Below are 26,007 nucleotides of genomic sequence, written 5' to 3'. Positions count from 1 at the left end.
CGCTGGTCGTGCCCACCAGGATGCTGTCCATGTTCCGTTCCCGTCCGTTGTCCCTCGCCATCCTTCTTGCGGTGGCACCGCTGTCGGCTTCTGCCGCCGAGCGCGCCGACCTGTTGATCCGCAACGCCACCGTGGTCGATGTCGAGCACGCCAGCACCGTGGCCGGGCAGAGTGTGGTGATCCGTGGCGAGGACATCGTCGCCGTCGGCCCGGACGCGCAGCTGCGCAGCCAGTGGAGCGCCGCCCGCCAGATCGACGCCAAGGGCAAGTACCTGATCCCCGGCCTGTGGGACATGCATGTGCACTTCGGTGGTGGCCCGGCGCTGATCGAGGAGAACAAGGCGCTGCTGCCGCTGTACATCGCGCACGGCATCACCACCGTGCGTGACTGCTCAGGCGACCTGCCCGGGCAGGTGCTGCAGTGGCGTGGCGAGATCGCCAAGGGCACGCTGTTCGGCCCGCGCCTGCTCAGTTCGGGCGCGAAGATCGAAGGCATCAAGCCGGTCTGGAAGGGCACCATCGAGGTGGGCAGTGAGGCCGATGTCGACAAGGCCATCACTCGCCTGCAGCACGACAAGGTCGACTTCGTGAAGATCACCGACAGCACGCTGAAGCCGGAACTGTTCCTGTACTCGGCCAGTGCGGCGCGCAAGGCGGGCTTCAAGGCGTCGGGCCATATTCCGATGGCGTTGACGGTGGAGCAGGCGGTCGATGCCGGCCTGGCTTCGATCGAGCACCTGGACTACGCGTTCAAGGCCGGCAGCAGGGACGAGGCGCAGATCGCCGCCGACTTCGGCGCCGGCCGCATCGACCGCGCCGAAGCCAACCGCCGCCTCGACGCCAGCTTCGACCGTGACACCGCGATGCACGCCTACCGTGATTTCGCCAAGCGCGGCGTGTTCGTGACCCCGACCCTCAACGGTGGCCGCATCCTGGATTTCCTTGACCAGGACGACCATGCCAACGATCCGTACCTGGCCTACATCGGTCCGGGCCTGCGCGCGACCTACCAGTGGCGCGTGGACCGTGCAGCGAAGGCGACGCCGGCACAGATCGAAGCGCGCCACGCGCAGTACCACCAGGTAGCGGCCGTGCTGCCGTTGCTGCAGGAGGCGGGCGTGACGATCATTGCCGGCACCGATGCGGGCTTCCTCAACTCGTTCAACTTCCCGGGCATCGCCCTGCACCAGGAACTGCAGCTGTTCGTGAAGGAAGGGCTGAGCGCGCCGCAGGCATTGTCGGCGGCGACCCGTTCCGGACCGGCCTGGTTCGGCCAGATGGACCGCTATGGTGGTGTCGCGCAGGGCAAGGCTGCCGACCTGGTACTGCTGACCGCCAACCCGCTGCAGGACATCGCCGCCACCGAGAAGATCGACAGCGTGATCCTGCGCGGCAACGTGTATGACCGCGCCGCGCTGGACAGGATGCTGGCTGATACCAAGGCCAAGGTGGCCGCGTGGAATGCCGAGGCTGCCAAGGCCAACTGATGCCCCCGGGGTCGGATTCCTTTCCTTCGGAAAGGGATCCGACCCCGACCGACGCCCTTGCTTCCGGCACGGGAAGGATCGGGCATGGGCGCCTAGCATGGTGGCCGGTTCCCGTTCGACGCCGTGCATGTCCGTTGCCCCCGCCTGTGTGTTGCCTGCCCCCGAAGCACCGTTGTCGTTGCCGCGCCCACGCGTGGTCATGCTGGGATTGTGGGCGCTGCTGATCGCCACCGCGGTGCCGGCGGTGCACCTGAGCCAGCAACCGGGTGGTCTGGTTCCAGCGGCGTTGTTCATCGTCGGTGCCGAGCTGCCCTGGATGCTGGCGACGCCAGCGCTGTGGGCGGCCTGCCGGCGCTGGCCCTTGCCGGGACGGCGCCCCCTGATCGGCTGGTTGTTGCTGGGCCTGCTGCTGACACCGGCATTGACTGCGCTGGGCTGGGGGCTGGGCCATCTGCTGCTGCAGCTGTGGCAGGCGCAGCCGCTGCCGTCGTCGCGCCACGTGGCCCGAGCAATCGGCGTTACCACGTTGTTCGCCTTTCCCACCTTCATCGCAGTGGCCGGTACCGGTCACGGCCTGGCCTGGTTGCAGCGGCTGAACGCGCAATCGCAGGCCCTGCGACTTGCCCGCGAGGTCGCACTGCGACAACACCTCCAGCACCATTTCCTGTTCAACGCACTCAATGCCATCGGTGGCCTGGCGCTGCTGCGTCCACTGGCGGCGGACGCGGCCCTGGTGCAGTTGTCCTCGTTGCTGCGCGACACCCTGCAATGCCCGGCGCAACGTCCGCTGGCGGATGAGCTGGGCGCTGTACAGGATTACGTGTCCCTGCAGTCGCTGTTGCATGACGAGGCGTTGCATCTGCACCTGCAGGCCAGCGCCGAGGCCCTGCACTGGCCGGTGCCGGGGCTGCTGCTGCAGCCGCTGATCGAGAACGCCGTGCTGCATAGTGGCTGGCAGGCGGGGGATCCTCGTCTGCAGATCGAGCTGAAAGCGGAGGTGCAGGGTAGCGGGTTGGAGGTGGCCGTGTTCAATCCCTGCCTGCGTCCTGCGCGCAACGAAGGCCTCGGCAGTGGCCTGGCCACACTGCAGCGCCGGTTGGCGATGATCGGCGGCCATGTGCAGGCCGGCCACAGCGGCAGCGGCTACAGAGTCTGCCTGTTCCTGCCGGAACCGATGGCATGATGCGCCCGTTGAGCGTGCTGCTGGTGGATGACGTGGCATTGGCGCGTCACCGCCTGCGTGAGCTGCTGGCGCACATTCCGCCGGTCAGGGTCGATGCTGAAGCGGCCAGCCTGGACCAGGCACGCAAGCACCTGCAGGGGCGGCGCTTCGATCTGTTGCTGCTGGATCTGGTACTGCCCGATGGCCGCGGCTGGGAACTGCCGGCGCAGCAGCCTGCACTGGCTGCGCACACCATCTTCGTGACCGCACTGCCACAGCATGCGCTGCAGGCTTTCGAGCTGGGGGTGGCCGACTATCTGCTAAAGCCGGTCGCGCTGCCACGACTACAGGAAGCGATCACGCGGGTGCGTCGCCTGGCCGGGCTGCTCGACGATGGGCAGGCCAATACGCAGGTTCTGGCCGTGCCGGCGGTGGGTGGAACGCAGTACGTACCGTTGGCGCAGATCGACTACATCGACATGGCCGGGCACTATGCGTGTGTCCACGTCGGGCAGCGCCTGCATCTGCTGCGCGAGACGATCGCGCGGTTGGCCGAGCGCCTGGCGCCGGGCGGCCTGCTGCGCGTGCATCGCTCGGTGCTGGTCAATCCGTTGCGCGTGCAGGGCGTGGTCGAGCGTCACAACGGGGATGCGCTGCTTGAGCTGGCCGGGGGCGCGCAGGTGCCGGTCAGTCGCAGCTATCGCACCGCCTTGGCGTCCGCTCTGGACGCGCGGCTGAAACACGGTTGAGGCCAGCCGCGGCACGGTTGGCACCATCGACGCCGGTTCCTGCGGTACATGCCGCTCCCTCCGGGCACCCTCTCCCTTTTGCGGACGAGGGCAGGACATGCGGAAACGAGCGGGGTGGGGATGGTTGCTGTGTGCGCTGGCGATTCCGGCGATGGCCGATGTCCGCGTTGAGGTTGATGACCAGCACGGGCGTGCCGATCGTATTCCGGTGATCAAGGTCGAGGGCCTTGCCGTCGCCGAGACGGTGCGCCTGCGCCTGTCGATGCAGGACAGCCGGGGCCAGCGCTGGCAGTCAGAGGCCGTGCTGCGTGCCGATCTGCGTGGCCAGGTCGATACCACCGGCAGCGGATCGGAGCAGGGCAGCTACCGGGGCATCGATGCGGGCGGACTGATCTGGTCGATGCAGCCGCAGCAGAGGCGCGCCAGTGCAATGCCGCTGAATTGGCGACGCGCGGCCGATGGCATGGGCTTCCTGCCGCAGACGTTCGAACTGGAGGTTGAGCGGGCCGGTTCGGTCGTTGCACGGCAGACCCTGCAACGTCACCTGATGCTGCCTGGGGTGCGGGTGCAACGGGTCGATATCGGCGGGCGCGAGGCGCGTCTGTACCTGCCAGCGGACAGGCCCGCCCGGACACGAGGGCCGGCGCTGGTGACGCTGGGTGGCGCGGAAGGCGGCTTCGAGGGCGGCGACCAGTACGCCGCCTGGTTGGCCAGCAACGGCTACATCGCCGTGTCGATTGCGTGGTATCGCGGGCCCGGTGTGCCCAAGGATCTGATTGACGTGCCGCTGGAGACCGTTCGTGATGCGGTGCACTGGCTTCAGCGACAGCCTGGCGTGGATCCGCAGCGGGTCGGTCTGCTGGGCGGTTCCTGGGGCGGGATCGCAACCATGGCCACCGCCGTCCATCTGCCCACGCTGCGCGCGGCGGTGTCCTGGGTTGGCAGCCCGGCTCCGTTCCGTGGCATTGCGCGCGACGTTGCCCCGGCCGATTTCAGGGCCGTGGATCGCTCACCCCTGAGTTGGCAGGGCAAACCGCTGGCGTGGCTGCCGTATCGGGAGGATGTGGACTGGGGACGGCCGGGGCCGCAGTGGGCGCCTGCATTGCAGGCGGCGATGCTGCCGATCGAAACGATCGCTGCACGGACATTGTGGGTGGGAGGCGGCGATGACCGCCTGGGCGACTCCGGCGTGATGATGGCCGTTGCCCAGCGTCGGTTGGCCGAAGCAGGGCGAGGTGATCGCGACCGGTTCCTCTACTACCCCGATGCGGGGCATCTGATCACGCCGATTCTTCAGCCGAGCTCCCATCGCCATGACGTGGGTCCGTTCCTTGAAGTCGGGGGCACCGCCGAAGGCCATGCGCGCGCCGACCGTGAAGTGGGCCCGGCCGTGCTGGCGTTCCTGGCCGAGGCGTTGTGAGCGGGCGCTAATGCGTTGCCGGCCGCATGCCGTGCAACTGCGGAAGTGCGGCCTTCATCGCTTCGATGAAGGCGCGCAGCCGTGGCGGCTGCTGGCGCGCGGCAGGAAACACGACGTGTACCGGCAGTGCCGGCGCCTGCCAGTCCGGCAGCAGCTGCACCAGGCGCCCTTGTGCCAGGTCCTCGGCAACCAGCCAGGCCGAGACCACCGCCGCGCCCAGCCCGGCGCGTGCAGCCTGCTGCACCACGAACAGGTTGTCGCTGAGCAGGCGTGGGCTGATCGAAAGGGTGTGCGCACGCCCCTGCGCGTCGTGCAGCAGCAGGCGTTCGCGGTAGTAGGTGACCAGCGAGATCCACGGTAGGGACTGCGCCTGTTCCGGCGTACTCACCGCAGTGTCCTGCACCAGCGACGGCGCCGCTACGACGATGCGCGGCACCTCGGCCAGTGGCAGTGCCACCATGCGCGGCTCGTCGACAGGGCCCACCCGCACCGCGCAGTCGATGCCTTCTGCGATGAAATCCGGGCGACGATCTTCAAGGATCCACTCCAGGCTCAGCTGCGGGTGCTCGGCGAGGAATGCGAGCATGGTCGGCAGCAGCTGCGCCTGGCCAAAGGCGTGCGGCACCATCACCCGCAGGCGTCCGCGCAGCGTTTCTGGTTCGCCCTGGAGTTCGGCCTGCAGCGACTCCCATTCGTCGACCACGCGCTGCGCATGACGCTGGCAGCGCAGCCCGTCCTCGGTCAGTTGCAGGCCATGGGTGGAGCGCTGCAGCAGGCGCAGGCCCAGCTGCCGCTCCAGTGCCTGCAGGCGGCGGCTGACGGTGGGCTGGGTGGTTCCCAGCTGCACGGCTGCGGCCGACAGGCTGCCGGCATCGACGATGCGCAGGAAGGTACGCAGCAAGTCCAGGCGATCGGCGCCGGTGGCGAGGTCTGTCATGCGCAGGGCGTATGAAGGGTATGCGAATCAGCCTACTACAGACGTTGGGTGAATATCGGCACGATACGCCCACTTCCTCCACCGGACTTCCCCATGTCTACCCCCTCGCTGTCCGTCGCCGCACCCTCGACCGCGCCTTCCACCCCATTGGTGCTGGCGATGGCGGCCGGTGCCGGCTTCTCTGTGGCCTCGCTCTACTACAGCCAACCGATGCTGGGCCTGATCGCCCAGGATCTCGGCGCGGGGGAGCGCGCGGCCGGCCTGGTGCCGACCCTGACCCAGCTGGGGTATGCGCTGGGCATCCTGCTGCTGGCACCGTTGGGTGACCGTTTCGACCGCCGTACCCTGATCCTGTTGAAATCCGCGCTGCTGGCGCTGGCACTGGGCGCGGCAGCGATGGCCGGGCACCTGCCGGGCCTGCTGATGGCCAGCCTGCTGGTGGGGCTGATGGCCACGCTGGCGCAGGACATCGTGCCGGCCGCTGCGGTGCTGGCGCCGGATGCGCAGCGCGGGCAGATCGTCGGCCGGGTGATGACCGGCCTGTTGCTTGGCATCCTGCTGTCACGGGTGGTCAGTGGCGTGGTGGCCGAGGCGTGGGGCTGGCGTACCCAGTTCGTGCTGGCTGCGTTGTCGGTGGCGGCGATGGGCGCGGTGATGGCGCGTGCGCTGCCGCGTTTTGCACCGACCAGCACGCTGCGCTATCCGGCATTGTTGGGTTCGTTGCTGGCGTTGTGGCGCGAGCAGCCGCAGCTGCGCCGTGCGGTGGCCAGCCAGTCGTTGCTGGCGGTGGGCTTCAGCGCGTTCTGGTCGACCCTGGCGCTGATGCTGCATGCACGGTTGGGGCTGGGTAGTGCCGCAGCGGGTGCATTCGGCATCGCCGGTGCGGCCGGTGCGCTGGCCGCACCGTTCGCCGGTCGCTTCGCCGATCGATTGGGGTGCCACGCGGTGGCGCGGCTGGCGATCGCGGTGGCGCTGCTGGGTTTCGGCCTGCTGCTGGCCGAGACCTGGCTGCCGGCCGTCGCGCTGCTGCCGCTGCTGGTGGTGAGCGCGCTGCTGTTCGACTTCGGGTTCCAGTCGGCGCTGGTGGCGCACCAGACGCTGGTCTACGGCCTGGTGCCGCCGGCACGCAGTCGCCTCAATGCGCTGCTGTTCACTGGCATGTTCATCGGAATGGCGGCAGGTGGCGCGCTGGGCAGCCTGGCGCTGGCGCAGTGGGGATGGCACGGCGTGGCCTGGGTGGCGGTGGTGTGTGCGGGCGGCAGCCTGGCACTGCGTTTGAAGTAGGGGGTTGTTCGGCAGGGCTTGCAGCCCTGCACCTGCTGGAGGCAACAGCAACAGCAACAGCAACAGCAACAGCAACAGCAACAGCAACGGCACCAGCAACGGCGGGGTTCCTGTAGGTAGGCGGGATGGGTCCGGTTGCGGGGGACGCCGTGAATCCGTCCATGGAGGCTCGGTCGCGCCATCCATGGCGCTCACGCCCCCGCAACCGGACCCACCCCGCCTTCGACAGGTTCCTGCGGTCTGTTGGAACGGCTCTTGGGGGTCAGATCCGTTTTCCGGAGGAAAACGGATCTGACCCCTGATTGATTTCGATATGCGACAGAAGTGTCGACCAAGGTCGACACCTACCGACAGCCGCAGGAATCTGTCAGAGGTGGGGCGGTGTCGGAGTGCGGGGTGTCCGCGGCATGGATGCCGCGGCCAAGCCCCCATGGACGGGTTCACGGCGTCCCCGCAGTCCGACACCGCCCCGCCATCCCACGGAATCCATGCTCTTGCTGTTGTTGTTGAGGTTGCCGGCCAGCGGCCGGCACTACCGCAGGTGCAGGGCTGCAAGCCCTGCCGCCCCCCCTAATCGTGCCCGCTGTCGTCCAGGCTGATGATGCCGCGCCGCAGTGCCTGGGTGACCGCATGCGTGCGGTCACCGACGCCGAGCTTGTCCATCAGGCTCTTCATGTGCGCCTTTACGGTCTGCTCGGAAATCTGCATGCGCTCGCCGATGCGCTTGTTCGACAGCCCGCCGGCGACATGACGCAGTACCTCGGTCTCGCGGGGCGACAAGCGGTCTTCCACCACGTGCGCGGCGATGCTGGCGGCCACCGCCGGGGGAATCGGTGCGCGCCGGCCGCCGGCGACCATGCGAATGGTGTCGACCAGCTCGTGGCGCAGCATGTCCTTAAGCAGGTAGGCGCTGGCGCCGGCCTGCAGCGCCCGCACCGCGCGCACATCGCCGCGGTAGGTGGTCAGCACGATGATGCGCGCACGCGGGTCCATCGCGCGGATCCGCACGATTGCTTCGACGCCATCCAGGCGTGGCATCTGCAGGTCCATCAGCACCACGTCCGGCTGCAGCTGCTGGTAGCGTGCGATGGCTTCCTCGCCATCGGCGGCCTCGCCGAGCAGGCGCAGGTCGGAGTGGGCGCCCAGCAGCGCCGCCAGGCCGTCACGCAGCAACGGGTGGTCGTCGACCACCAGCACGCCGATCGGGGCAGGGTTCTCAGTCATGGTTTGCTTTACTCCAGGGCCAGCGCCAACGTGAGGGGCGGCGGTGATACAGGCGCCGCGCGGGAACCGCCAGCGCTACTTCCGTACCCAGTCCGGGGCGGGTCCACAGCTGCAGCTCGGCACCGAGCCGCTGTGCACGCTCGCGCATCCCCTGCAGTCCCCAATGGCCGTGCCCAGCGTCTTCATCGGTGATGCCGACACCGTCATCCCGCACGTGCAGCAGGAAGCAGCGCGTGCCGTAGGACAGCTCCACTTCGATCGCGCTGGCATTGGCATGGCGCAGCGCATTGCGGATCGCCTCGCGTCCGATCAGGAACACTTCCTCGGCGGCATCGCTCTGCAGCGGCGGCAGCGCACCTTCCACGGTCAGGCGCAACGGATTGGTACCGTGCCCGGCGTACTCGGCATGCACATCGGCCAGTGCCGAAGCGAGGTCGCGACCCGCGAACGGCCCCTCGCGCAGCGCATTGACCCGCTCGCGACCCTCGGCCAGATTGCGTTCGGCCAGTTGCATCGCTGACTCCAGCTGGCCGCGTACCGGCTCCGGGGTCTGGGGTGACTGGCTGATCGCGTGCAGGCGCAGGATCAGGCCCTGGCTTCCCTGCAGCAGGGTGTCGTGCAGGTCGCGCGCGATGCGTTCGCGCTCGCCGTTGCGTTCCTGCAGGCGCGCGCGGAACAGCGCGGCCAGCTGCCCGCTGCGGATGCGTACCGCCATCACCAGCAGCGCGAGTATCGCGGCTGCGCACAGCAGCTTGAACCACACGGTCTGCATGAAGGTGGGCGCGATACGGAAGCTGCGGCTGGCCGGCGCCGTACTCCAGATGCCGTCTTCATTTGCCGCTTCCACTTCGAAGCGGTAACTGCCCGGCGCCAGGTTGGTGTAGTACGCGCGCGTGCTGCTGCCGGCGTCCTGCCAGCCATCATCGACGCCGGACAGGCGGTAGCGGTAGCGGTTGCGCTCCGGGCGGGCCAGGGACAGGGCCACATAATCAATCTGCAGCTGGCTGGTGCCGGCCGGCAGGCGCAGACCGTCCCGCAGGGGCTGCTGCTCGCTGCCGTACAGCACGTCACCGATGCGCACGCTGGGGGCCATCGCATTGATGTGCGAACGGTGGGTGTCCAGCCAGGCCAGGCCCTGGTTGGTGGCCAGCCACAACAGGCCATCGTCGGCCAGGACAGCCGTGGAGATCGGCCCGCTCTGCAGGGCGATACCCGGCATGCCGTCCACGGCATCGAACAGGCGCGGCGCAACCTGCGATCCCGAGCGCAGTGCGCGGCGCAGCAGGTTGCTTTCCAGCCTTACCAGGCCACGGCTTCCATTCAGCCACAGGTGCCCGTGCGCATCGGCGACCATGCCGGTGATGCCTTCGAGCACCCCAGCCATATCGGTGCGTACCGCGGTGAAACGTCCCTCGCCGATGCGAGCGGCCAGCCCGGCTTCGCCGGCGACCAGCAGCAGGTCCTGGTGATGCAGCATCGCCGTGATCGGCCCCACCGACAGGCCCTGGCTGGCATCGAAGTTCTCGATGCGGTTCGCACTCATCCGGCGCAGGCGGCCGTCGGCATAGCCAAGCAGCAGCTGGCCTTGGGCATCCAGCGCCAGCGACGAGCAGGCCTGCTCGGGCAGGCGGATCTCGCGCTGCCACTGGCCGAGCTGGTAGTGCAGCACCCCGCGTTCGCCGGTGCACACCCAGGCCTGCGCGTCGTCGGGGAACAGCAGCGCATGCAGCGGTTGCCCGGTGAACGGCGCCGGCAGCGGGATCAACGAGGTACGGCCGGCGACCGTGCGCGCAAGATTGACCCAGTCGAACTGCCAGATTGGCGTGGCTGCCTGGCGTGCGGCGGACTGCAGTTGCATGGCGCTGCCATCCAGCAGGGTACGTCCCAGGTCGTACGGCTTGAGGTCTTCGCCGTAGCCATACACGCGGCCATCGCTGGCCCGCACCAGCGAGCGGTAGGGATCACTCGGGCCAACCGCCAGGGTGTGCACGCTGCGTGCGCGGAAGCGGTTGAGGCCGAGATTGGTGCCAACCCAGAGATTGCCTTCGCGATCGACGATGATCGGCACCGCCGAGGTGGCGGTCAGTCCGTGCGGTGAATCGAAGCGCTCCATGCGCACGGCCCGGGTGCCGTCGAAGGTGATGCGGGCGACGCCGCCGTGCGGGCTCATCGTGGCCCACAGCGCGCCATCGGCAGTGAACTGCAGGCGCGCAGCAACCAGTTCCGGAAGACGCCGCGCTTCACGTTCGCCAGCCGCCAACAGGCCCTGCGCGTTGGCCAGGGGGGAGGTGCCGCGCACCCGGTCGGCCAGCCACACTTCACCCTGCGGGCTTTCAGCAAGCGTTGCCATCTGCGAGACGGCGATGCCGGTGTCTTCGAACGCGGGCTGACCGGGCGCACGCATCCAGATCTTCAGGTCGGCCAGTACCCAGAACCTGCCCCGGCTGTCGTGCAGCACCCACTGCACTCGGCGCTCGGGCAGGCCGGCAGCGGCCGGCAGTGGCTGCCAGCGTTGTCCGTCAAAGCGGCGCAGTCCGCCATTGATCGCCGCCCACAGCTGGCCCTCGCGATCCTGGCTGAAGTGCGGGACCACGCCGACCGGCACCCCTTGCTCGTGGCCGTAGCTGTGCAGCCGCCCCTGCGCGAACCGGCTGATGCCGGCCTGGAAGTAGCCGATCCACAGGGCGCCATCGCGGCCCTGTGCCAGCGTGACCATGTTGGTGGACGGGAACTGGTTGTCGACGGGCGCCGCCTGCCGTTCGAAACGACGGCCATCGAAGCGGTACAGGCCCGAGCCCGTGGCCAGCCACAGCAGGCCGTCGCGGTCCTGGCTGATGTCCCAGATGTCGCCTGGAGCGCCCTGGCCGACGCGCCAGGCGGTGTGCTCGTAATCGGGCAGCCCGCCGCTCACTGGCGGGCGCTGCACGGCAAGAGCGGGCAGGGCGGTCAACAGCAGCAGGCACGTCAGCAGCGTCGGCAGGCGACGCAGGAACGGGAAGGGGCAGCCTCGCATGGCGCGCATTCTGGCAGGTGCGGGGCAGTCCCGGGTGACCCGAACGGGGTAGGCGCCCGGCGCCCCGGTCGGCTATCACGCCGACATGTTCCCCGGAGCCCGGCCATGCAGCGCCTGTTCGTGATGTTTCCCGATCGTGGCCCGGGCGTCGGTCTGCTGTGGCTGCGGTTGTGCCTGTCTGCGGCACTGTGCATGCCCGGCACGCATGCGGGTGGGTGGTCGGCGCTGTGCCTGCTGGCAGTGCCGATGCTCATGCTGGGTGTATTGACGCCACTGGCGGTGCCGATAGCGGCCGTGGGCATGCTCGTGCAGCAGGCTCCGTGGCCACAGGTGGTGCTGCCGTTAGCGCTGTTGATGCTTGGTCCTGGCGCCTATTCAGTGGATGCGCGGTTGTTCGGGCGCCGTCTGCTCGGCCGTCGGCCTCCCCCATTCGGGTAGGTGCTGGCCTCGACCGACGGGGGTAGGGCATCGCGCGCACGCGCCGCACCATGGGCCACCCCCTCACGGCGTCCTCGATGGCCACCGTCCTTCCACCTGCCCCCCCCGCCGCGTCGCTGGCACCGCAGCAGGCCGCCGCGTTGCAGCGCGCTCTGCGCTATGTCGATGAACACCTGTCACAGCCGCTGCGGGTCACCGAACTGGCGGCCGCCGCCTGCGTCAGTCGCTTCCATCTGGTGCGCCTGTTCCGCAGCGGTACCGGCGCCAGCCCGCTGCGCTATGTACGCCGCCGCCGTATCGAACGTGCGCGCCAGCTGTTGTCGGCCCAGCATCTGCCGATGTCCTGCCTGGCGCAGCAGCTGGGCTTCTTTGACCAGAGTCATTTCGTCCGCAGCTTCCGCGCAGAGACGGGCTGCAGTCCCGGCCAGTACCTGGCCGGTGATGCCGCCCTCCTGCTTCCCCCAGACCTTGATTCCAACGGAGTCCACGCATGAACCTTGCAACCGCCACGCCCGCTCCTTCCCTGCTGTCACCGACCGACCATGCGCTGGTACTGATCGACTTCCAGTCGCAGATGGCCTTTGCCACCCATACCATCGACATCTCCGCGCTGCGCAACAACGTGGCGCTGATCGGCAAGGGCGCCAAGGGCTTCAACGTGCCGGTGCTGTTGACCACGGTGGCCGAAGCCTCGTTCTCCGGCCCGATGTTCCCGGAACTGCCTGCGATCTTCCCGGGCCAGCGTGTGTTCGACCGCACCTCGATGAACACCTGGGAAGACCAGCCGGTGATCGACGAGATCAACCGCATCGGCAAGCGTCGGCTGGTGATGGCCGGGCTGTGGACCAGTGTCTGCATCGTGGGCCCGGCCCTGTCGGCACTGGCGCAGGGCTTCGAGGTCCATGTGATCACCGATGCCTGCGGCGACGTCAGCGAGGAAGCGCACGAGCGCGCGATCACCCGCATGGTGCAGGCCGGTGCGGTGCCGATGACCAGCGTGCAGTACCTGCTGGAGCTGCAGCGCGACTGGGCACGCGGTGAAACCTACGATCTGACCACCGGCATCGCGCGCGATCATGCGGGTGGCTACGGCATCGGCATCCAGTACGCCAAGCGCATGTTCGGCGCGCAGGAAGGCGGGCACTGAGCATGCTGGCCGGCCATGGCCTCGACCTGGCCCTGCTGATGCTGCGCGTGGCGGCAGGAGGCTTCCTGCTGCCGCACGCACTGGGCAAGCTGTTCGGCTGGTTCGGTGGTCCGGGGTTGTCCGGTTTCGGCACCGAACTGCGCGGCTTCGGGTTGCCATCGGCAGCGCCGTTGCCGCTGCTGCTGGCGTTGACACAGGTGGCGTCCGGCCTGGCCGTGCTGCTTGGCTGGCAGACCCGCATTGCCGCGCTGGCGGCAGCGGCCTTCATCGGCTTCACCGTACTGCTGGCCCTGCCCAAGGGCTGGTTCTGGATGCGCGGCGGCACGGAGTACCCGTTGATGTGGACGGCAGTACTGCTGGCCCTCGCCCTGGCCGGGCCTGGCGCCTGGGCGCTGGACGGCCAACATCTTCCGGGAGATTTCGCATGAGTCACGATCCCCTCGATCCCGGCCGCCGCAATGTGGTGTTGGCCAGCGGCGCTGCTGTAGCGCTCGGCCTGGCCGGCCGCGCCGCTGCCGCACTCGATTCCACTTCCAAGGAGCGTCGCATGAGCACGCTGGTCATCCGCAATGCCCGCATCACCACGCTCGATCCGCAGCAGCCGCATGCACAGGCGCTGGCCGTGCAGGAAGGCCGCATCGTCGCCGTCGGCAGCGACGAGGAGATCACGCGTGGCTGGGGCAATGAAGCGACCTTGATCGACGCCCAGGGCCGGCGCCTGCTGCCCGGCCTCAACGACAGCCACACCCACCTGATCCGCGGTGGCCTGAACTACAACCTGGAATTGCGCTGGGACGGCCTGCGCTCGCTGGGTGACGCGCTGGACATGCTGAAGGCGCAGGTCGATCGCACGCCAGCGCCGCAGTGGGTGCGCGTGGTCGGTGGCTTCACTGCCACGCAATTCAACGAGAAGCGCCTGCCGACCCTGCAGGAGCTCAACGACATCGCACCGGATACGCCGGTGTTCCTGCTGCACCTGTACGACCGCGCGCTGCTCAACCGCGCCGCCCTGCGCGCCTGTGGTTACAACAAGGACACTCCCGATCCGCCGGGTGGGCAGATCGTGCGTGACTCGCTGGGCAACCCGACCGGGCTGCTGCTGGCCAAGCCGAACGCGCTGATCCTGTACGCGACGCTGGCCAAGGGGCCACGCCTGCCGATCGAGTACCAGGCCAATTCCACGCGCCACTTCATGCGCGAACTGAACCGGCTTGGCATCACCTCGGTGATCGATGCCGGCGGCGGTTTCCAGAACTATCCCGAGGACTACCAGGTCATCGAGCAGCTGCACCGCGACGATCAGCTGACAGTGCGCATCGCCTACAACCTGTTCACCCAGAACAAGGGCAAGGAAGTGGACGACTTCCGCGGCTGGAGCGAGATCCTGCAGCCGCGGCAGGGCGATGACCTGCTGCGCCACAATGGTGCCGGGGAAATGCTGGTGTTCTCGGCCGCCGATTTCGAGCTGTTCAACGAACCGCGACCGGAGCTGCCACCGGAACTGGAGCCGGAGCTGCACGACGTGGTGAAGCTGCTGGTCGAGAAGCGCTGGCCGTTCCGCATCCACGCCACCTACGACGAGAGCATCAGCCGCATTCTCGATGTCTACGAACAGGTCAACCGCGAGGTGCCGTTCGATGGGCTGCACTGGTTCATCGACCACGCCGAGACCATTACCCCGCGCAACATCGAGCGCATCCGTGCGCTGGGTGGCGGCATCGCGGTACAGCACCGCATGGCCTACCAGGGTGAAGCCTTCGTCGAGCGCTACGGCGTGCAGGCCGCGCGGCACACGCCGCCGGTGAAGCGGATGCTGGCCGAGGGCGTACCGGTGGGCGCGGGCACCGATGCCACCCGCGTGGCCAGCTACAACCCATGGGTGGCGCTGTCCTGGCTGGTGACCGGGCGCACCGTCGGTGGCCTGGCCCTGTATGGCGAGGAAAACCTGCTTGAACGCGAGCAGGCGCTGCGCCTGTGGACCCAGGGCAGCGCCTGGTTCTCCGGCGACGAGGCGGTGAAGGGCACCCTGAAATCCGGCCAGCTGGCCGACTTCATCCTGCTCTCGGCCGATTTCTTCCGCGTCGACGACGCGCAGATCGCCGACATCACCAGCGTGCTGACCGTGGTCGGTGGCCGCATCGTGCATGCCGACGGCGACTACGCAGGCCTGGCACCGCAGCTGCCGCCGGCGATGCCCAACTGGTCGCCGGTCAACAGGTTCGGTGGCTACCATGTCGGGGGCGCCGCCACCGGCTTGGCAGCTGCACATCGCCACCATCACGGCGTGGCCTGCAGCACCCACGGCGCGCACGGGCATGCCGCGCAGCACGCGGCACCCACCGACGATCTGACCGCGTTCTGGGGCGCGATGGGATGCTCGTGCTTCGCGTTCTGAGCCTGGCGCTGCTGGTTGTGCCGACACTGGCGCTGGCCTGCGAAGGTGGCCGTTGCACCGAAGCAGGCGACGGCCAGCTGCAATGGGACGCGTCGCTGCGCGTGCGCGGTCTGTACTACGACCCGACCCGGTTCGGCATCGGCGGCAGCGAGGATGGCTATGGCCTGCTGCGTGCGTTGGCGTCGGCCACCTATGCCCGCGATGACTGGCAGGTGAAAGTGCAGCTGGGTGTCCACGGCGAAAATGGCAGGGCCGGTGGCCCTGGCCGCACCGACCGCAGTGCGCTGGACGTGCAGCAGGCGTACTGGCGTTGGCAACGTGGCGGTTTCCACATGCAGCTGGGGCGGCAGGAAGCCGGCTATGGAAGCTCACGGTTGTTGTCGGTTCGCGATGGCCCGAACATCCGGTTGGCCTTCGATGGCGCACGGGCAGGATGGAAGGGGCAGTTCGGCACGCTTGACCTGATGGCCCTGCGACCGGTGGAGAACCGGCCGGGGGCGTTCGATGATCGCGGTGAGTCCGGGGCGCATCTGTGGGGGGCGTATGCCACCACAGCGCGCGGCCGCTGGCCTGGGCAATGGGACCTGTACCTGCTGGATTACCGTCGCGACGGTGCGCGGTTTGCCGCTGGCTCCGGCAACGAGCGGCGGCAGACACTCGGCATGCGCTGGTTCGGGCAGGCCGGTTCGCTGGACTGGAACAGCGAGCTGGTGGTGCAGGGCGGTGAACTGCGTACCGCTGCCGGCAATCTCGACATCCGCGCCTGGACGCTGGCGACCGATACCGGCTGGCGCTGGAGCGATGTGCCGCTGCAACCGCGCCTGGGGCTGAAGGCCGACATCGCCAGCGGCGATGGCAACCTGCACGATGGACGATTGGGTACCTTCAACGCGTTGTTCCCGAAATCGGCCTACTTCAGCGAAGCCAGCCTGTTGGCGCCCGCCAACCTGATGGACGTGCAGCCTACGCTGGCACTGCGCCTGCACGACGCGGTGACGACGGAGCTGGGCGTACAGATGGCCTGGAAGCATCGTCGCGCAGATGCGGTCTACACCACGCCGGCACCACTGGTGGCATTGCCGGGCAGTGCCGGTGGTGGGCGCCGAATCGGCACCCAGTACAAATCCGAAACCCGCTGGCAGGCCAGCGAACACTGGCAATGGCAGCTGCAGCTGGCCTGGGTCGACGCCGGACCTGCACTGACGCAGGCCGGTGGCCAGGACACGCTGTTCGCCTCGATCGTTGGAGCATGGCAATGGTGAACGCAACCGCTTCGCACCCCCCCGCACAGGCCGCAGGGGCCTGGTCCCCGCTGAAGATCCAGATGTTCCGTTCGATCTGGCTGGCCATCCTGGCCAGCAACATCGGCACCTGGGTCAATGACGTGGCCGCCGCCTGGGTGATGGCCGAACGCACCGGTTCGCCGCTGATGGTGGCGCTGGTGCAGTCGGCCACAACGGTGCCGATCGTACTGTTGGCACTGGCGGCCGGAACACTGGCCGACATTGTCGATCGCCGGAAGTACCTGTTGGCGACCCAGGGGTGGATGCTGCTGGTGGCTGCGGTGATGGCCGCACTGACGGCGATGGACATGCTGACCCCGCAGCTGCTGGTGCTGTTGACCTTCTGCATGGGGTGCGGTGCGGCAATGGCGATGCCGGCGCAGGCGGCGATCGTGTCCGAGCTGGTGCCGCAGCCGATGCTGGCCTCGGCGGTAGCCTTGAACTCGATCGGCATCAATATCGCGCGTTCGATCGGCCCGGCCATCGGTGGCGTGATCGTCGCGCAGCTGGGCGCGGTGTGGGCATTCGGCTTCAATGCCATCACCTTTGCCGCGATGCTGTTCGTGGTGTGGGGCTGGAAGCGTGATCCGAAGCAGTCCAGCCTGCCACCGGAAGGCTTCGGTGCCGGCTTGAAGGCGGGCCTGCGCTACGCCAGCCGCGCCGGGCGGCTGCAGGCGGTACTGATCAAGTCGGTGGGCTTCTTCTTCTTCGCTGCGGCGATGAACGCGCTGCTGCCGGTGGTGGTGCGCGGCCAGATGCAGGGTGGAGCGGGGCAGTACGGCATGCTGCTCGGCTGCATCGGTATCGGTGCAGTGGGCGGTGCGTTGCTGCTGCCGAAGCTGCGCGCGCAGATGGATCGCGACCTGCTGGTGCTGCTGGCCACCCTGTCGCTGGCGCTGAGCCTGGTCGGGTTGGCGCTGACCCGCAGCTGGTACGTGCTGCCATTGGTGATGCTGATCAACGGTTTCGCCTGGATCACCGTGCTGTCTTCGCTGCAGATTGCCGCCCAGACCGCGGTACCCGCGTGGGTACGCGCGCGTGCATTGGCGCTGTACATCATGGTGTTCTCCGCCGGCATGGCGGCCGGTGGCCTGAGCTGGGGCGCGCTGGCTCAGCGCACCTCGCCGGAGCTGGCGCTGCTGGTGGCTGCCGCAGGCGCGGTGATCGGCGGATTGTTGGTGTGGCGCGTGCGCATCGCCGGTACCGAAGACCTGAACCTGCGTCCAGCCGGGCACTGGCCGGCACCGGAACTGTCGGTGCCGGTGTCAAACGATCGAGGTCCGGTGCTGGTCACCATCGAGTACCGCATCGACGATGCAGATCGTGCCGCGTTCCAGGCGCAGATGCGCGCGCTGGGAACGATCCGCCGCCGCGATGGCGCGGTGGTCTGGGGCGTGGTCGAGGATGTGGCCAGTCCGGGCATCCACCTGGAGTATTTCGTGACCCCGTCGTGGCTGGAGCACCTGCGCCAGCACGAACGCATCACCGCCGACGACAAGGCGATCCAGGAAGTGCTGCGTGGGCTGCATCGCGGTGAACGCGCACCGGTGGTGCGTCACTTCGTGGGCGGTCACGATCCGCTGCCCAGGACTGGGGTCCCGCACCACCACAGCGATATCTGAACTGCCCTTGGTAGAGTCGGCCGCTGGCCGGCTGTGCAGATTGCGATGGATTGATCGGGTTGCCGACCAGCGGCCGGCACTACCGAAGGAGCGGGGGCGCCGTTGGGGCGCCGCCCCGGCACATCAGCTGCGTGCGAACGCCAGCAGGTCGGCGTTGAACTGGTCGGCGTGGGTAACGGTCAGGCCGTGCGGCGCACCGGGGTACACCTTCAACTCGGCGTCCTTGATGATCTGCGAGGACAGTTTGGCCGAGGCATCGAACGGCACGATCTGGTCGTCATCACCGTGCACGACCAGTGCCGGCACATCGATCTTCTTCAGGTCCTCGGTGTAATCCACTTCCGAGAACTCGTGCACGCAGTCGTACTGACCCTTGACGCCGCCGAGCATGCCCTGCAGCCAGAACGAATCACGCATGCCTTGGGTGACGCTGTTGCCATCGCGGTTGGCACCGAAGAACGGCGTGGTCAGGTCCTTGAAGAACTGCGAGCGGTCGCCGCCGGTGCCCTTGCGGATGCCGTCGAAAACTTCCAGCGGGGTGCCCGCCGGATTGCCGGCCGTCTTGAGCATCAGCGGCGGTACGGCGCCGACCAGCACCACCTTGGCCACGCGCTTGCTGCCGTGGCGACCGATGTAGTGGGCCACTTCGCCACCACCGGTGGAGTGGCCGACCAGGATCGCATCCTTCAGGTCCAGCGCCTCGATCACCGCCGCCAGATCGTCGGCGTAGGTGTCCATGTTGTTGCCATCCCAGGTCTGGCTGGAACGGCCGTGGCTGCGGCGATCATGGGCGATCACGCGGTAGCCGTTCTGGCCCATGAACAGCATCTGCGGGTCCCAGGCATCGGAGGACAGCGGCCAGCCGTGGGCGAACACGATCGGCTGGCCGGTGCCCCAGTCCTTGTAGAAGATGCGCGCGCCGTCGGCGACGGTGACGAAGTTGCTCATTGCGGTTTCCTTGGCGGAAGGGAGGGGTGGCGCCGGCCAATATGCCGGTACCACCGGCAGTACAACGCACGTCCTGGCGGAGGGCTTGCACGGCTGTGCTGGATTGACCGGGGTGTGACGCGTATCGCTCTGGAACCCGGCCGCTTTCGCGCTGACGATGATGGCCGTCCTGTCCAGGAGCGAGCGATGTCCAGAGTGCGGTGCAGCCCGCTGTTGTGCTTGCTGCTGGCCACGGCGGTTCATGCGCAGACCAACGTCTACAAATGCGTTGACGGTCCGCATCCGGTCTATCAGCAGACACCCTGCCAGGGGCGTGCGGAATGGCGCTGGGAGGTGCCGGAGGAGCAATCGCTGTCGCGCGGACCGGTGACAAAGGCGGCCAGGGCGGGCAGCGCGGTGCTGGCGCCACCGCGTACCGTGCGCTCGGGGCGGGCGCATGCCGTGCTGATACCCATCAGTACAGACCCCAGGGCCTGTGAACGCGCACGCCAGCACCGCGGGAACGTGTTGGCCAGGAACAAGCAACTGCACTTCCTGCAACGCCGTCAGCTGGACGACGCGGTGTACGACGCCTGCCGCTGAGCGTGGTTCGCGAAAGGCCAAAAACGACAACGGCGCCCTGGGGCGCCGTTGTGCGTGGATGCGGAAGGCGGGGCCTCAGCGGCCGTCGCTGGCGGCAGCCGGTGCCGGCGAAGGCACGCTTTCCGGCTTGGGCAGGCTCAGCTCCGGGTTGCCCTGTTCGGCCTGCAGGATCTGGATGCGGCGTTGCAGGGCATCCAGCTGGCTGTTGGTGCTCTGCACGTCGGTGCTGAGGCTGACCGCCTGCTGCTGTGCCTGCTGCAGGGCGGCGCTGACCTGGGCCGACTGCGCCTGCTGTTGTTCCATTTCCTGCTGCAGGGTGCGCAGGCGTTCCTCGTTGTAGGCCACCAGGCGCTCGGTGTAGCGCTTGCCGGCTTCCAGGCGGGTGGTATCGATGTAGACCTGGGCCAGCTGTTCGGACTGCTGGGCAAAGGTACGGTAGACCCGCTCGGCGTTGTCGACGGCATCGGTCTTGATCACCCGCCAGAAGTTCTTCTCCTGGAACAGGGCGACGTAGTAGGTCAGAGTGTTGGCGTTGAACAGCAGGCTGGCGCCGTAGTTGCCGTTGTAGGTCGTGCGCAGCTCGGTCAGCTGGCGCGAATCCATCAGCTGCTTGAGCTCGTCAACGGTGTTGCGCACCACCGGCGCGCTGCGTGCGGCCGGCTCGGCGGCTGCCTCACGGTCGCCACGGGCAGCCATCGCCGCCGGTGCCACCAGCATCATGGCCACGGCCAGCAGTGCCGCGCCGCGCGCGTGCCGGGCGAAGACCGCGCCCCCTGAAGTTTCTCGCATGTCTAGACCATCCACGGATGAGTGTGGGTTGAGATGAAGGTGGTTCCCCGCCGGGAGTCTAGCATGGGCGCGGGCGCCGCCAAGGGCGCCCGTCACGGGTCAGTAGACCAGCTGCGCCGCGCTGCACTGGATCGACTGCACGTTGACGTCGGTGCGGCCCAGTTCCAGGCCCAGCACGCTCGCCAGCAGGTTGGTCAGCAGCGTGCCGACGCTGTTGAGCACCGGCCGCAGGGCGGCCAGGATCGGCTTGAGCAGCGTGCACAGCAGGCCACTGCAGCTCACGCTGCCATCCGGATTGGTGACGCCGGTTCCCCCGGCGCCATCGAGGAAGCCGGCCGGCGCGGTCTGGATGTACGAGGCCAGGTTGTTGCGTACGCAGCCGTTGTAGTCGATCAGGTTGCCGAGCAGGCTGTCGCAGCGGTTGATCAGCAGGCCGCCCACCAGCGATCCGAGCAGCCCATCGAGCACGCCCAGTCCCTGGCCGGTGACGGTCACCTTGAACGCGTCCCAGACCGGACCGTCCTTGTGGCAGGTGGCCAGGTTCAGCAGGCCGCAGGCGTAGGGCAGGCCTCCGGGCACGGTCCAGCTGTTGAGCGGGGCCAGTTGCCGGCTTGCGTCGCCATCGCGCAGCAGTGGAATCAACTTGTCCACCTCATAGCGGGTGTTGGGCGGGAAGGTGGCCTGCAGATAGCGGTCGGCCAGTGCCTTGGCGGTGTCGTTGGCGCTCATGCCCTGCTTGGGCGAGCTGAGCATGCCAGACAGCACGCGCAGCAGTTCATTGACCAGGTCTGACACCGCGTTGCCCACTGCCAGTGGATTGATCCGGGTCGAGGCGGTTTCGCCCGCAGCCAGGGTCAGGCTCTGCGAGCTGGTCAGGGCGGGCAGGGTGATCTTGTCATTGATCAGGGGTTGCCCGAGCAGTTTCAGCAGCTGCTCGTTCTTCAGGGTGGCGTCGCAGACATTGCTCCTGGAAAAGCGCTGCGCCGGATCGACATTGCCGACACAGGCGCGCAGCACCGACGAATCGACCTGGATGGTGGCCTTCTGCGGGCTGGCGCCGCATTGGATGCCAGTCAGCGTGCCCATCGCATTGGCCACATCGACATGCAGTGGCAGGTGCAGTCGCGTGCCGAGCAGGTTCAGCAGCGGGCCCACCGCGAACAGGTTGTTGCTGTCCACGTCCGCCATCAGCCGCACCTGCGCGTTGTACGCGCGGGTACCAACACCACCGATGGCGATCGAGGGCGGCTCGACCACGCCGGCCTGGATGTTGATGCCCAGCAGGTCCAATCCCTTGACCGCCACCCCGTTGCCGTCATTGGCGATGGAGATGGCGGTGCTGATCAGGTTGAGTACGTTGACCTTCGTTTCCAGCGCGCTGCCGACGGTGCCATCCGGCGAGACGACTTCGGCGAACAGGCCACCGCCGCCGGACTGGCTGCCCAGCACGATGTTGAGCTTGTTGATGTCCAGCTGGGTGGCAACCAGATCGGACAGCGCGCGCAGCTGTACGCCCACGGTGGTATCGCGGCCGACCACGGTGGCGGTGGCATCGACCAGCTGTGCCAGCGAGATCTTGTTGACCGACAGCAACCGGTTGAAGTCGGCCACGCTGAGGTTGGCGCTGACCGGGATGTTCAACGCCTTCAGCAGGCCCGACGGGGTGATGTTGGCCTGGGCCAGGCCGTCATAGGAGAGCACGGTGGCATTGGTGACATCCAGGCCGACCAGGCGCAGGGTCGAAAGCAGTACCGAGTCGCCATTGGTGCGAAGCAGCTGCGAACCGACCGCGAACACCGCGGTCGGTTCGGAACGTCGGGCCACCGCCTCCACGCTGACGGTGGGCAGGCGGGTGTTCTGGCCGAAGAACGGCACCACGCTGCGCTGCGCGACCACCTGCACGGCATTGCGTGGGTTGCTGGCATCGACGGTGGTGACGAAGCGGTTCGACGTGCTGCGTGCGGCGCTCCAGTTGCCGCAGCGGATCTGCAGGGTGCCTGCAAACCTGTTCTGGGTGACCGCGCTCTGCCGCGCTGCGCTGTTGTCGCTGTTGTCAGGCGTGCACAGCTCCAGCCGCTGTGCACCGGCCAGTGCGGCGAGGTCTGCGACCTTCTGCGCGTCGCGCTTGGCCCAGAACAGATAGCCGATCTCGATCAGGCCCAACATCGCCAGCAATGCCAGCATGACCAGCATCATGGTGATCGACATGCCGCCGCGCGGGCGGCTGAAACTGAACTGGCGTGGGCGTTTCATGGCCTGTCTCAGCGTCCGGATGAGGATGTTCCCTTGGACTTGGCGACATCGGTTTCGAAGAAGTCCGGGATCTCGTGTTCGAAGCTCTTCAAGTAGCGGGCGTAGCTCAGCGTGGCCTGGTCGCCGAGGATCGGCAGGCGTTGCCCCGCCTGCTGCCCTGATGCCTGCAGGCGGAACAGGTCGCGCGCGGTATCGCCGATCTGCGTGCGTGCAGGGCGGGGCGCGGATGCGACGTGGTCGGTGGCAATGATCGCCGGGGCGGCGGCCGGTGATGCCGACGGAGCAGGGGCTGCAAGGTCCACCGTGGCCAATGCCTCGGACTGCAGCGGCTGCGGGGCCGCTGCCACTGGTGCGCTGCCGCCGAGCATCTGCCCGGTCAGGGGTTGCTGCTGCGCCTGCGCGCCGCCGGCCATCAGCAGGCAGGCCAGTGCAGGCAACAGGCGTCGGGTCAGGGGCATCGCGCTCATGGAGTGTTCCCGTTCGGCTGATCGGAGGTGCTGAAACGTTCCAGCATCGAGGGCGGCAGGCGTTGTGGGTCGCGCGCATCACGGATGTCGCGACGTGGTTCGGCGGCCAGGCGAGTGGTGCTTTGCGGCGCACGGGTAGTGGTACCGGCGATGACGCGGCTGGGCGGGGGCGCCGGCACAACCCGTTCTGCGGCGGCCTGGCGCTGCTGCAGCCGCGTGCGGATCTGCGCGGCCTGCTGCTGGATGCTGTGCTGGGTGTCCTGGTTGAGGTTGGCCTGCTGGACCAGGCGCTCGGCGGTGGCGGCATCCCCGCGCAGTACGGCCCACAAGGCAAGATTGGCGGTGGCCTTGGCATTGCCCGGCGACAGTTCCAGTGCCTTGGCAAGTGGCTCGCGCGCCTGCTCGAAGCGGCCCGCACGCAGGCGCGCGTAGCCAAGATCGCCCAGGTAGTCGGTGTTCAAGGGCTGCAGCTGCGTCGCCCGGGCCAGCGCCTCTTCACTGCCGCTGTCGTCGTCACGGCGGGCAGCGATCAGGCCCAACCCGTGCGCGGCCGCTGCGGCCTGCGGACTGCTGGAAAGTTCCCGGTACAGGGCGATGGCAGCGTCGGCCTGGCCGGTCTCGCGCAGGGCGTCGGCCTGCAGCAGGCGCAGCGCCGGCGGATCGCCGTAGCGCTGGCGGAAGGCATCGACGTGGGCCAGCGAGGCATACCAGGCACCCTGCTGCTGCATGCGCCCGATCAGTTCCAGGTAGGCATTGCGGCTGTCCTGCGGTGCCGGTTCGGGCGCAGCCAGGCTGGGGGCGCGCAGGTACTTCGGCGTGGTCGACGCACAACCACTGGCGACGGCGGCGAGGGCAAGCAACAGGCAGGAGGTGCGCAGGGCAGGCATCAGGGCGATCCCATCTTGGACATGGTGGTGGCCAGCGCGACCAGCGCCGGTCCGGCAAGAACCAGCATCAGCGCTGGCAGCAGGGTCAGCATCATCACCACGGTCATCTTCACCGAGAGCTTGCCGACCTTTTCCTTCAGGGTGTTGCGGCGCTGTTCCCGCAACCGGATGCTGAACTGCCGCAGCGGTTCCTGCACCGCGCCGCCATGTGCGTGCACCTGCAGGATCAACTGCATCAGGCTGGTCAGGTCGTCATCCGCATAGACCTCACTCAGGCGACGCAGGGACTGCGCGCGGGTACGGCCATGGGTGTAGGCGACGTTGGCCTCCTGCAGCTCGCCGCCGAGCACCGGCAACGCATCGCGCAGCTTGTCGCCCAGCGTCTGCAGGCTCTGGTCCATGCTGAAGCCCACGCCTTGCAGCAGGCGCAGCAGGTCGATCAGCAGGGGCAGCTCGTTGTCGACCGCGCGCCGGCGGCGCTTCACCCACGAAGAGAGGATGAACTTCGGCAGCAGCAGGCCTGCCGCGAGCGCACCGATCACGACCATCATCCTGGCCAGCCCCTGGGCACTGCTGAACGCCAGGGCCAGCGCCAGCACCAGTACGCCCAGCAGCAGTCGCACGCCAAGATAGATGGCGGTGCCACGTCGTGTGTTCCAGCCTGCCAGGTCCAGCAGCAGCCGGTCTTCATTGGCCAGCAGCGCGGATTCCAGGCGGCCGCCACTGAGCGCGCGCCCGAAGCGTTCCAGCCAACCCAGCGAATCACGGCGCGCGGCCTCCGGGTCGCGTGCTTCATCCCGCGGTTGCAGCGCGGTCTTCAAGGTGGCCGAGGTGCGCTGTTCGCGGTGGCTGCGTATCCATCCGGCGATGCCCAGCAGGGCAACACCGGCGGCCAGCACCAGCAGGGACAGGGCAAACCAGGTGCTTGCGCTCATCGGGCACCTCCGTGGTGGATTCCGGTGGTCATAGCGACTTGGCCAGGCGATAGAGCAGGAAGGCGCCAAACAGCTCCAGCCCGAGCGCGATCAGCAGGATCTTGTGACCCAGCGGATCGTGCAGCACCGGCTGGAAGAACTCAGGGCTGGAAATCGCCATCAGCACCGCGCTGGCCGGTGGCAGCAGGCCGAGCACCCAGGCCGACATGCGCGTTTCCGACGTGGTCGCGGCCAGCTCCTGCTGGGCCTGCTCCAGGTCGCGCATGAAATCGCCCATGCGCTGCAGGATCTGATCGGAGCGCCCGCCGATGCGCACGCTGACGCCGATCACCACGGACAGTACCTTGAGCACGTCCATCCGGTAGGGTTGCGCCGCCAGGCTCAAGGCACGGTCCAGGTCCATGCCGCTGCGTGCGTAGCGCACGGTGGTGTCCAGCAGTCCGCGCAGCGGCGCGCTGGTCTGCATCGACGCCACCTGGAACGCCGCCTGCAGGCTGTTGCCGAGTGCGGTCAACCGCACCAGGTTGTCGAGGAAGTCGGGCAGCTGGTGCAGCAGCTGTGCACGCAGTTTCGTGGTGCGGCGCATGACCCACAGCCAGCAGCCCAACAGGTACAGCAGCAGGGTCAGGGGGAACATCCACGCCGTGCCGAGCCTCAGCATCGCCACGACCGAGAGCACCAGCCCCGGCACCAGCAGCATGAGGGGCAGCTTCCAGCCCGTCTGCAGGCCCGCACGTTGCAGCAGGCCATCCAGCGGCAGCACCCGGCGCCCGGCACTTGCAGGTCGCGCCGGGTCGTTGGCGGCGGCCACCGATGCCCCGGCCGGTGCTCCGCCACTGGCACCTCCGCGAGCCAGCTGCTGCTCGGCGTGCTGCAGCGAGGCCTGGCGCTGTTCGCGGTTGCTGGCGGTGCCCCACAGCCACACCGCAAGCGCCAGCAGCACCGAGATGATGCTCAGTACACCCAGCAGCAGGCCCGTGCCCAT

23 protein-coding genes are annotated in these 26,007 nt (G+C 68.1%); 13 read left to right on the top strand and 10 right to left on the bottom strand.

Translation table 11 applies throughout. The features are described from left to right. Positions 1–29 precede the first annotated feature (29 nt). The 4 genes from QRO91_RS02820 to QRO91_RS02805 all read left to right on the top strand — a co-directional run bounded on the left by QRO91_RS02820 (position 30) and on the right by QRO91_RS02805 (position 4,818). Positions 30–1,487 carry an amidohydrolase family protein gene (locus QRO91_RS02820; protein WP_049429020.1) on the top strand — a complete coding sequence of 486 codons (1,458 nt, stop codon included), beginning with the start codon at positions 30–32 and terminating at the stop codon, positions 1,485–1,487. A 127-nt stretch (positions 1,488–1,614) separates the two neighbouring features. Beyond that, complete coding sequence (locus QRO91_RS02815; RefSeq protein WP_285310245.1) at positions 1,615–2,670, top strand: sensor histidine kinase; 1,056 nt, start codon at positions 1,615–1,617, stop codon at positions 2,668–2,670. Further along, positions 2,667–3,398, top strand: coding sequence for a LytTR family DNA-binding domain-containing protein (locus tag QRO91_RS02810; RefSeq protein WP_197651223.1), 732 nt, complete (start codon positions 2,667–2,669; stop codon positions 3,396–3,398). The genes QRO91_RS02815 and QRO91_RS02810 overlap by 4 nt, the downstream gene beginning before the upstream one ends. A gap of 97 nt (positions 3,399–3,495) precedes the next feature. Then, positions 3,496–4,818 carry an acyl-CoA thioesterase/bile acid-CoA:amino acid N-acyltransferase family protein gene (locus QRO91_RS02805; RefSeq protein ID WP_049429017.1) on the top strand — a complete coding sequence of 441 codons (1,323 nt, stop codon included), beginning with the start codon at positions 3,496–3,498 and terminating at the stop codon, positions 4,816–4,818. Positions 4,819–4,825: 7 nt separating this feature from the next. On the opposite strand, the gene QRO91_RS02800 is transcribed toward QRO91_RS02805, so the two are convergent. After that, a complete protein-coding gene (locus tag QRO91_RS02800) occupies positions 4,826–5,755 on the bottom strand; it encodes a LysR family transcriptional regulator (RefSeq protein WP_285310244.1) in 930 nt (309 codons plus the stop codon). Positions 5,756–5,848: 93 nt separating this feature from the next. Between QRO91_RS02800 and QRO91_RS02795 the strand changes: the two genes are divergently transcribed. Next, positions 5,849–7,039 (top strand): MFS transporter, encoded by a 1,191-nt coding sequence (locus QRO91_RS02795; RefSeq protein ID WP_285310243.1) that lies wholly within the window; start codon positions 5,849–5,851, stop codon positions 7,037–7,039. Between the two features lie 570 nt (positions 7,040–7,609). On the opposite strand, the gene QRO91_RS02790 is transcribed toward QRO91_RS02795, so the two are convergent. Both QRO91_RS02790 and QRO91_RS02785 read right to left on the bottom strand, forming a co-directional pair. Further along, entirely contained in the window at positions 7,610–8,263 is a 654-nt protein-coding gene (locus QRO91_RS02790; protein WP_049427795.1) for a response regulator transcription factor, read from the bottom strand. After that, positions 8,256–11,285, bottom strand: coding sequence for a sensor histidine kinase (locus QRO91_RS02785; protein ID WP_049427793.1), 3,030 nt, complete (start codon positions 11,283–11,285; stop codon positions 8,256–8,258). The genes QRO91_RS02790 and QRO91_RS02785 overlap by 8 nt, the downstream gene beginning before the upstream one ends. A gap of 96 nt (positions 11,286–11,381) precedes the next feature. Here QRO91_RS02785 and QRO91_RS02780 point away from each other — a divergent pair, with 96 nt between their 5' ends. The 7 genes from QRO91_RS02780 to QRO91_RS02750 all read left to right on the top strand — a co-directional run bounded on the left by QRO91_RS02780 (position 11,382) and on the right by QRO91_RS02750 (position 18,161). Continuing rightward, a complete protein-coding gene (locus tag QRO91_RS02780; protein WP_049427791.1) occupies positions 11,382–11,714 on the top strand; it encodes a hypothetical protein in 333 nt (110 codons plus the stop codon). Between the two features lie 50 nt (positions 11,715–11,764). Further along, positions 11,765–12,208: a helix-turn-helix transcriptional regulator gene (locus QRO91_RS02775; RefSeq protein WP_053091927.1), complete on the top strand. Its 444-nt coding sequence runs from the start codon at positions 11,765–11,767 to the stop codon at positions 12,206–12,208. Further along, the gene (locus tag QRO91_RS02770) at positions 12,205–12,861 is read left to right on the top strand and encodes a hydrolase (RefSeq protein ID WP_049427787.1); all 657 of its coding nucleotides are present in this window, start codon (positions 12,205–12,207) and stop codon (positions 12,859–12,861) included. The genes QRO91_RS02775 and QRO91_RS02770 overlap by 4 nt, the downstream gene beginning before the upstream one ends. A gap of 2 nt (positions 12,862–12,863) precedes the next feature. After that, entirely contained in the window at positions 12,864–13,289 is a 426-nt protein-coding gene (locus QRO91_RS02765) for a DoxX family protein (RefSeq protein ID WP_197632227.1), read from the top strand. Positions 13,290–13,408: 119 nt separating this feature from the next. Further along, positions 13,409–15,256, top strand: coding sequence for an amidohydrolase (locus tag QRO91_RS02760; protein WP_197651053.1), 1,848 nt, complete (start codon positions 13,409–13,411; stop codon positions 15,254–15,256). Next, positions 15,235–16,518 (top strand): alginate export family protein, encoded by a 1,284-nt coding sequence (locus QRO91_RS02755; RefSeq protein ID WP_049427782.1) that lies wholly within the window; start codon positions 15,235–15,237, stop codon positions 16,516–16,518. The genes QRO91_RS02760 and QRO91_RS02755 overlap by 22 nt, the downstream gene beginning before the upstream one ends. Beyond that, on the top strand, positions 16,512–18,161 hold the full coding sequence (locus QRO91_RS02750) for an MFS transporter (protein ID WP_285310242.1): 1,650 nt from the start codon (positions 16,512–16,514) through the stop codon (positions 18,159–18,161). The genes QRO91_RS02755 and QRO91_RS02750 overlap by 7 nt, the downstream gene beginning before the upstream one ends. A 123-nt stretch (positions 18,162–18,284) precedes the next feature. Here QRO91_RS02750 and QRO91_RS02745 read toward each other — a convergent pair whose 3' ends face one another. After that, positions 18,285–19,109 carry an alpha/beta fold hydrolase gene (locus tag QRO91_RS02745; RefSeq protein ID WP_049427779.1) on the bottom strand — a complete coding sequence of 275 codons (825 nt, stop codon included), beginning with the start codon at positions 19,107–19,109 and terminating at the stop codon, positions 18,285–18,287. A 186-nt stretch (positions 19,110–19,295) separates the two neighbouring features. Here QRO91_RS02745 and QRO91_RS02740 point away from each other — a divergent pair, with 186 nt between their 5' ends. Next, on the top strand, positions 19,296–19,691 hold the full coding sequence (locus QRO91_RS02740) for a DUF4124 domain-containing protein (RefSeq protein ID WP_049427777.1): 396 nt from the start codon (positions 19,296–19,298) through the stop codon (positions 19,689–19,691). A 75-nt stretch (positions 19,692–19,766) separates the two neighbouring features. Here QRO91_RS02740 and QRO91_RS02735 read toward each other — a convergent pair whose 3' ends face one another. The 6 genes from QRO91_RS02735 to QRO91_RS02710 all read right to left on the bottom strand — a co-directional run bounded on the left by QRO91_RS02735 (position 19,767) and on the right by QRO91_RS02710 (position 26,007). Then, a complete protein-coding gene (locus tag QRO91_RS02735) occupies positions 19,767–20,480 on the bottom strand; it encodes a DUF2968 domain-containing protein (protein WP_012480553.1) in 714 nt (237 codons plus the stop codon). 99 nt (positions 20,481–20,579) lie between these two features. Then, positions 20,580–22,733: a TadG family pilus assembly protein gene (locus QRO91_RS02730; RefSeq protein WP_100443822.1), complete on the bottom strand. Its 2,154-nt coding sequence runs from the start codon at positions 22,731–22,733 to the stop codon at positions 20,580–20,582. An 8-nt stretch (positions 22,734–22,741) separates the two neighbouring features. Continuing rightward, entirely contained in the window at positions 22,742–23,200 is a 459-nt protein-coding gene (locus tag QRO91_RS02725; protein WP_049426682.1) for a DUF3613 domain-containing protein, read from the bottom strand. Continuing rightward, positions 23,197–24,087: a Flp pilus assembly protein TadD gene (locus QRO91_RS02720; RefSeq protein ID WP_049426683.1), complete on the bottom strand. Its 891-nt coding sequence runs from the start codon at positions 24,085–24,087 to the stop codon at positions 23,197–23,199. The genes QRO91_RS02725 and QRO91_RS02720 overlap by 4 nt, the downstream gene beginning before the upstream one ends. Further along, positions 24,087–25,022 carry a type II secretion system F family protein gene (locus QRO91_RS02715; RefSeq protein ID WP_049426684.1) on the bottom strand — a complete coding sequence of 312 codons (936 nt, stop codon included), beginning with the start codon at positions 25,020–25,022 and terminating at the stop codon, positions 24,087–24,089. Before QRO91_RS02715 ends, QRO91_RS02720 begins: the two co-directional genes overlap by 1 nt. Before the next feature lie 28 nt (positions 25,023–25,050). Beyond that, entirely contained in the window at positions 25,051–26,007 is a 957-nt protein-coding gene (locus QRO91_RS02710) for a type II secretion system F family protein (RefSeq protein WP_049426685.1), read from the bottom strand.

Source organism: Stenotrophomonas maltophilia group sp. Smal32 (assembly GCF_030237085.1).
Classification (GTDB): Bacteria; Pseudomonadota; Gammaproteobacteria; order Xanthomonadales; family Xanthomonadaceae; genus Stenotrophomonas; species Stenotrophomonas maltophilia_Q.
The sequence above is the reverse complement of the archived record's forward strand: the minus strand, read 5'-3'. Positions and strand labels throughout refer to the sequence as shown.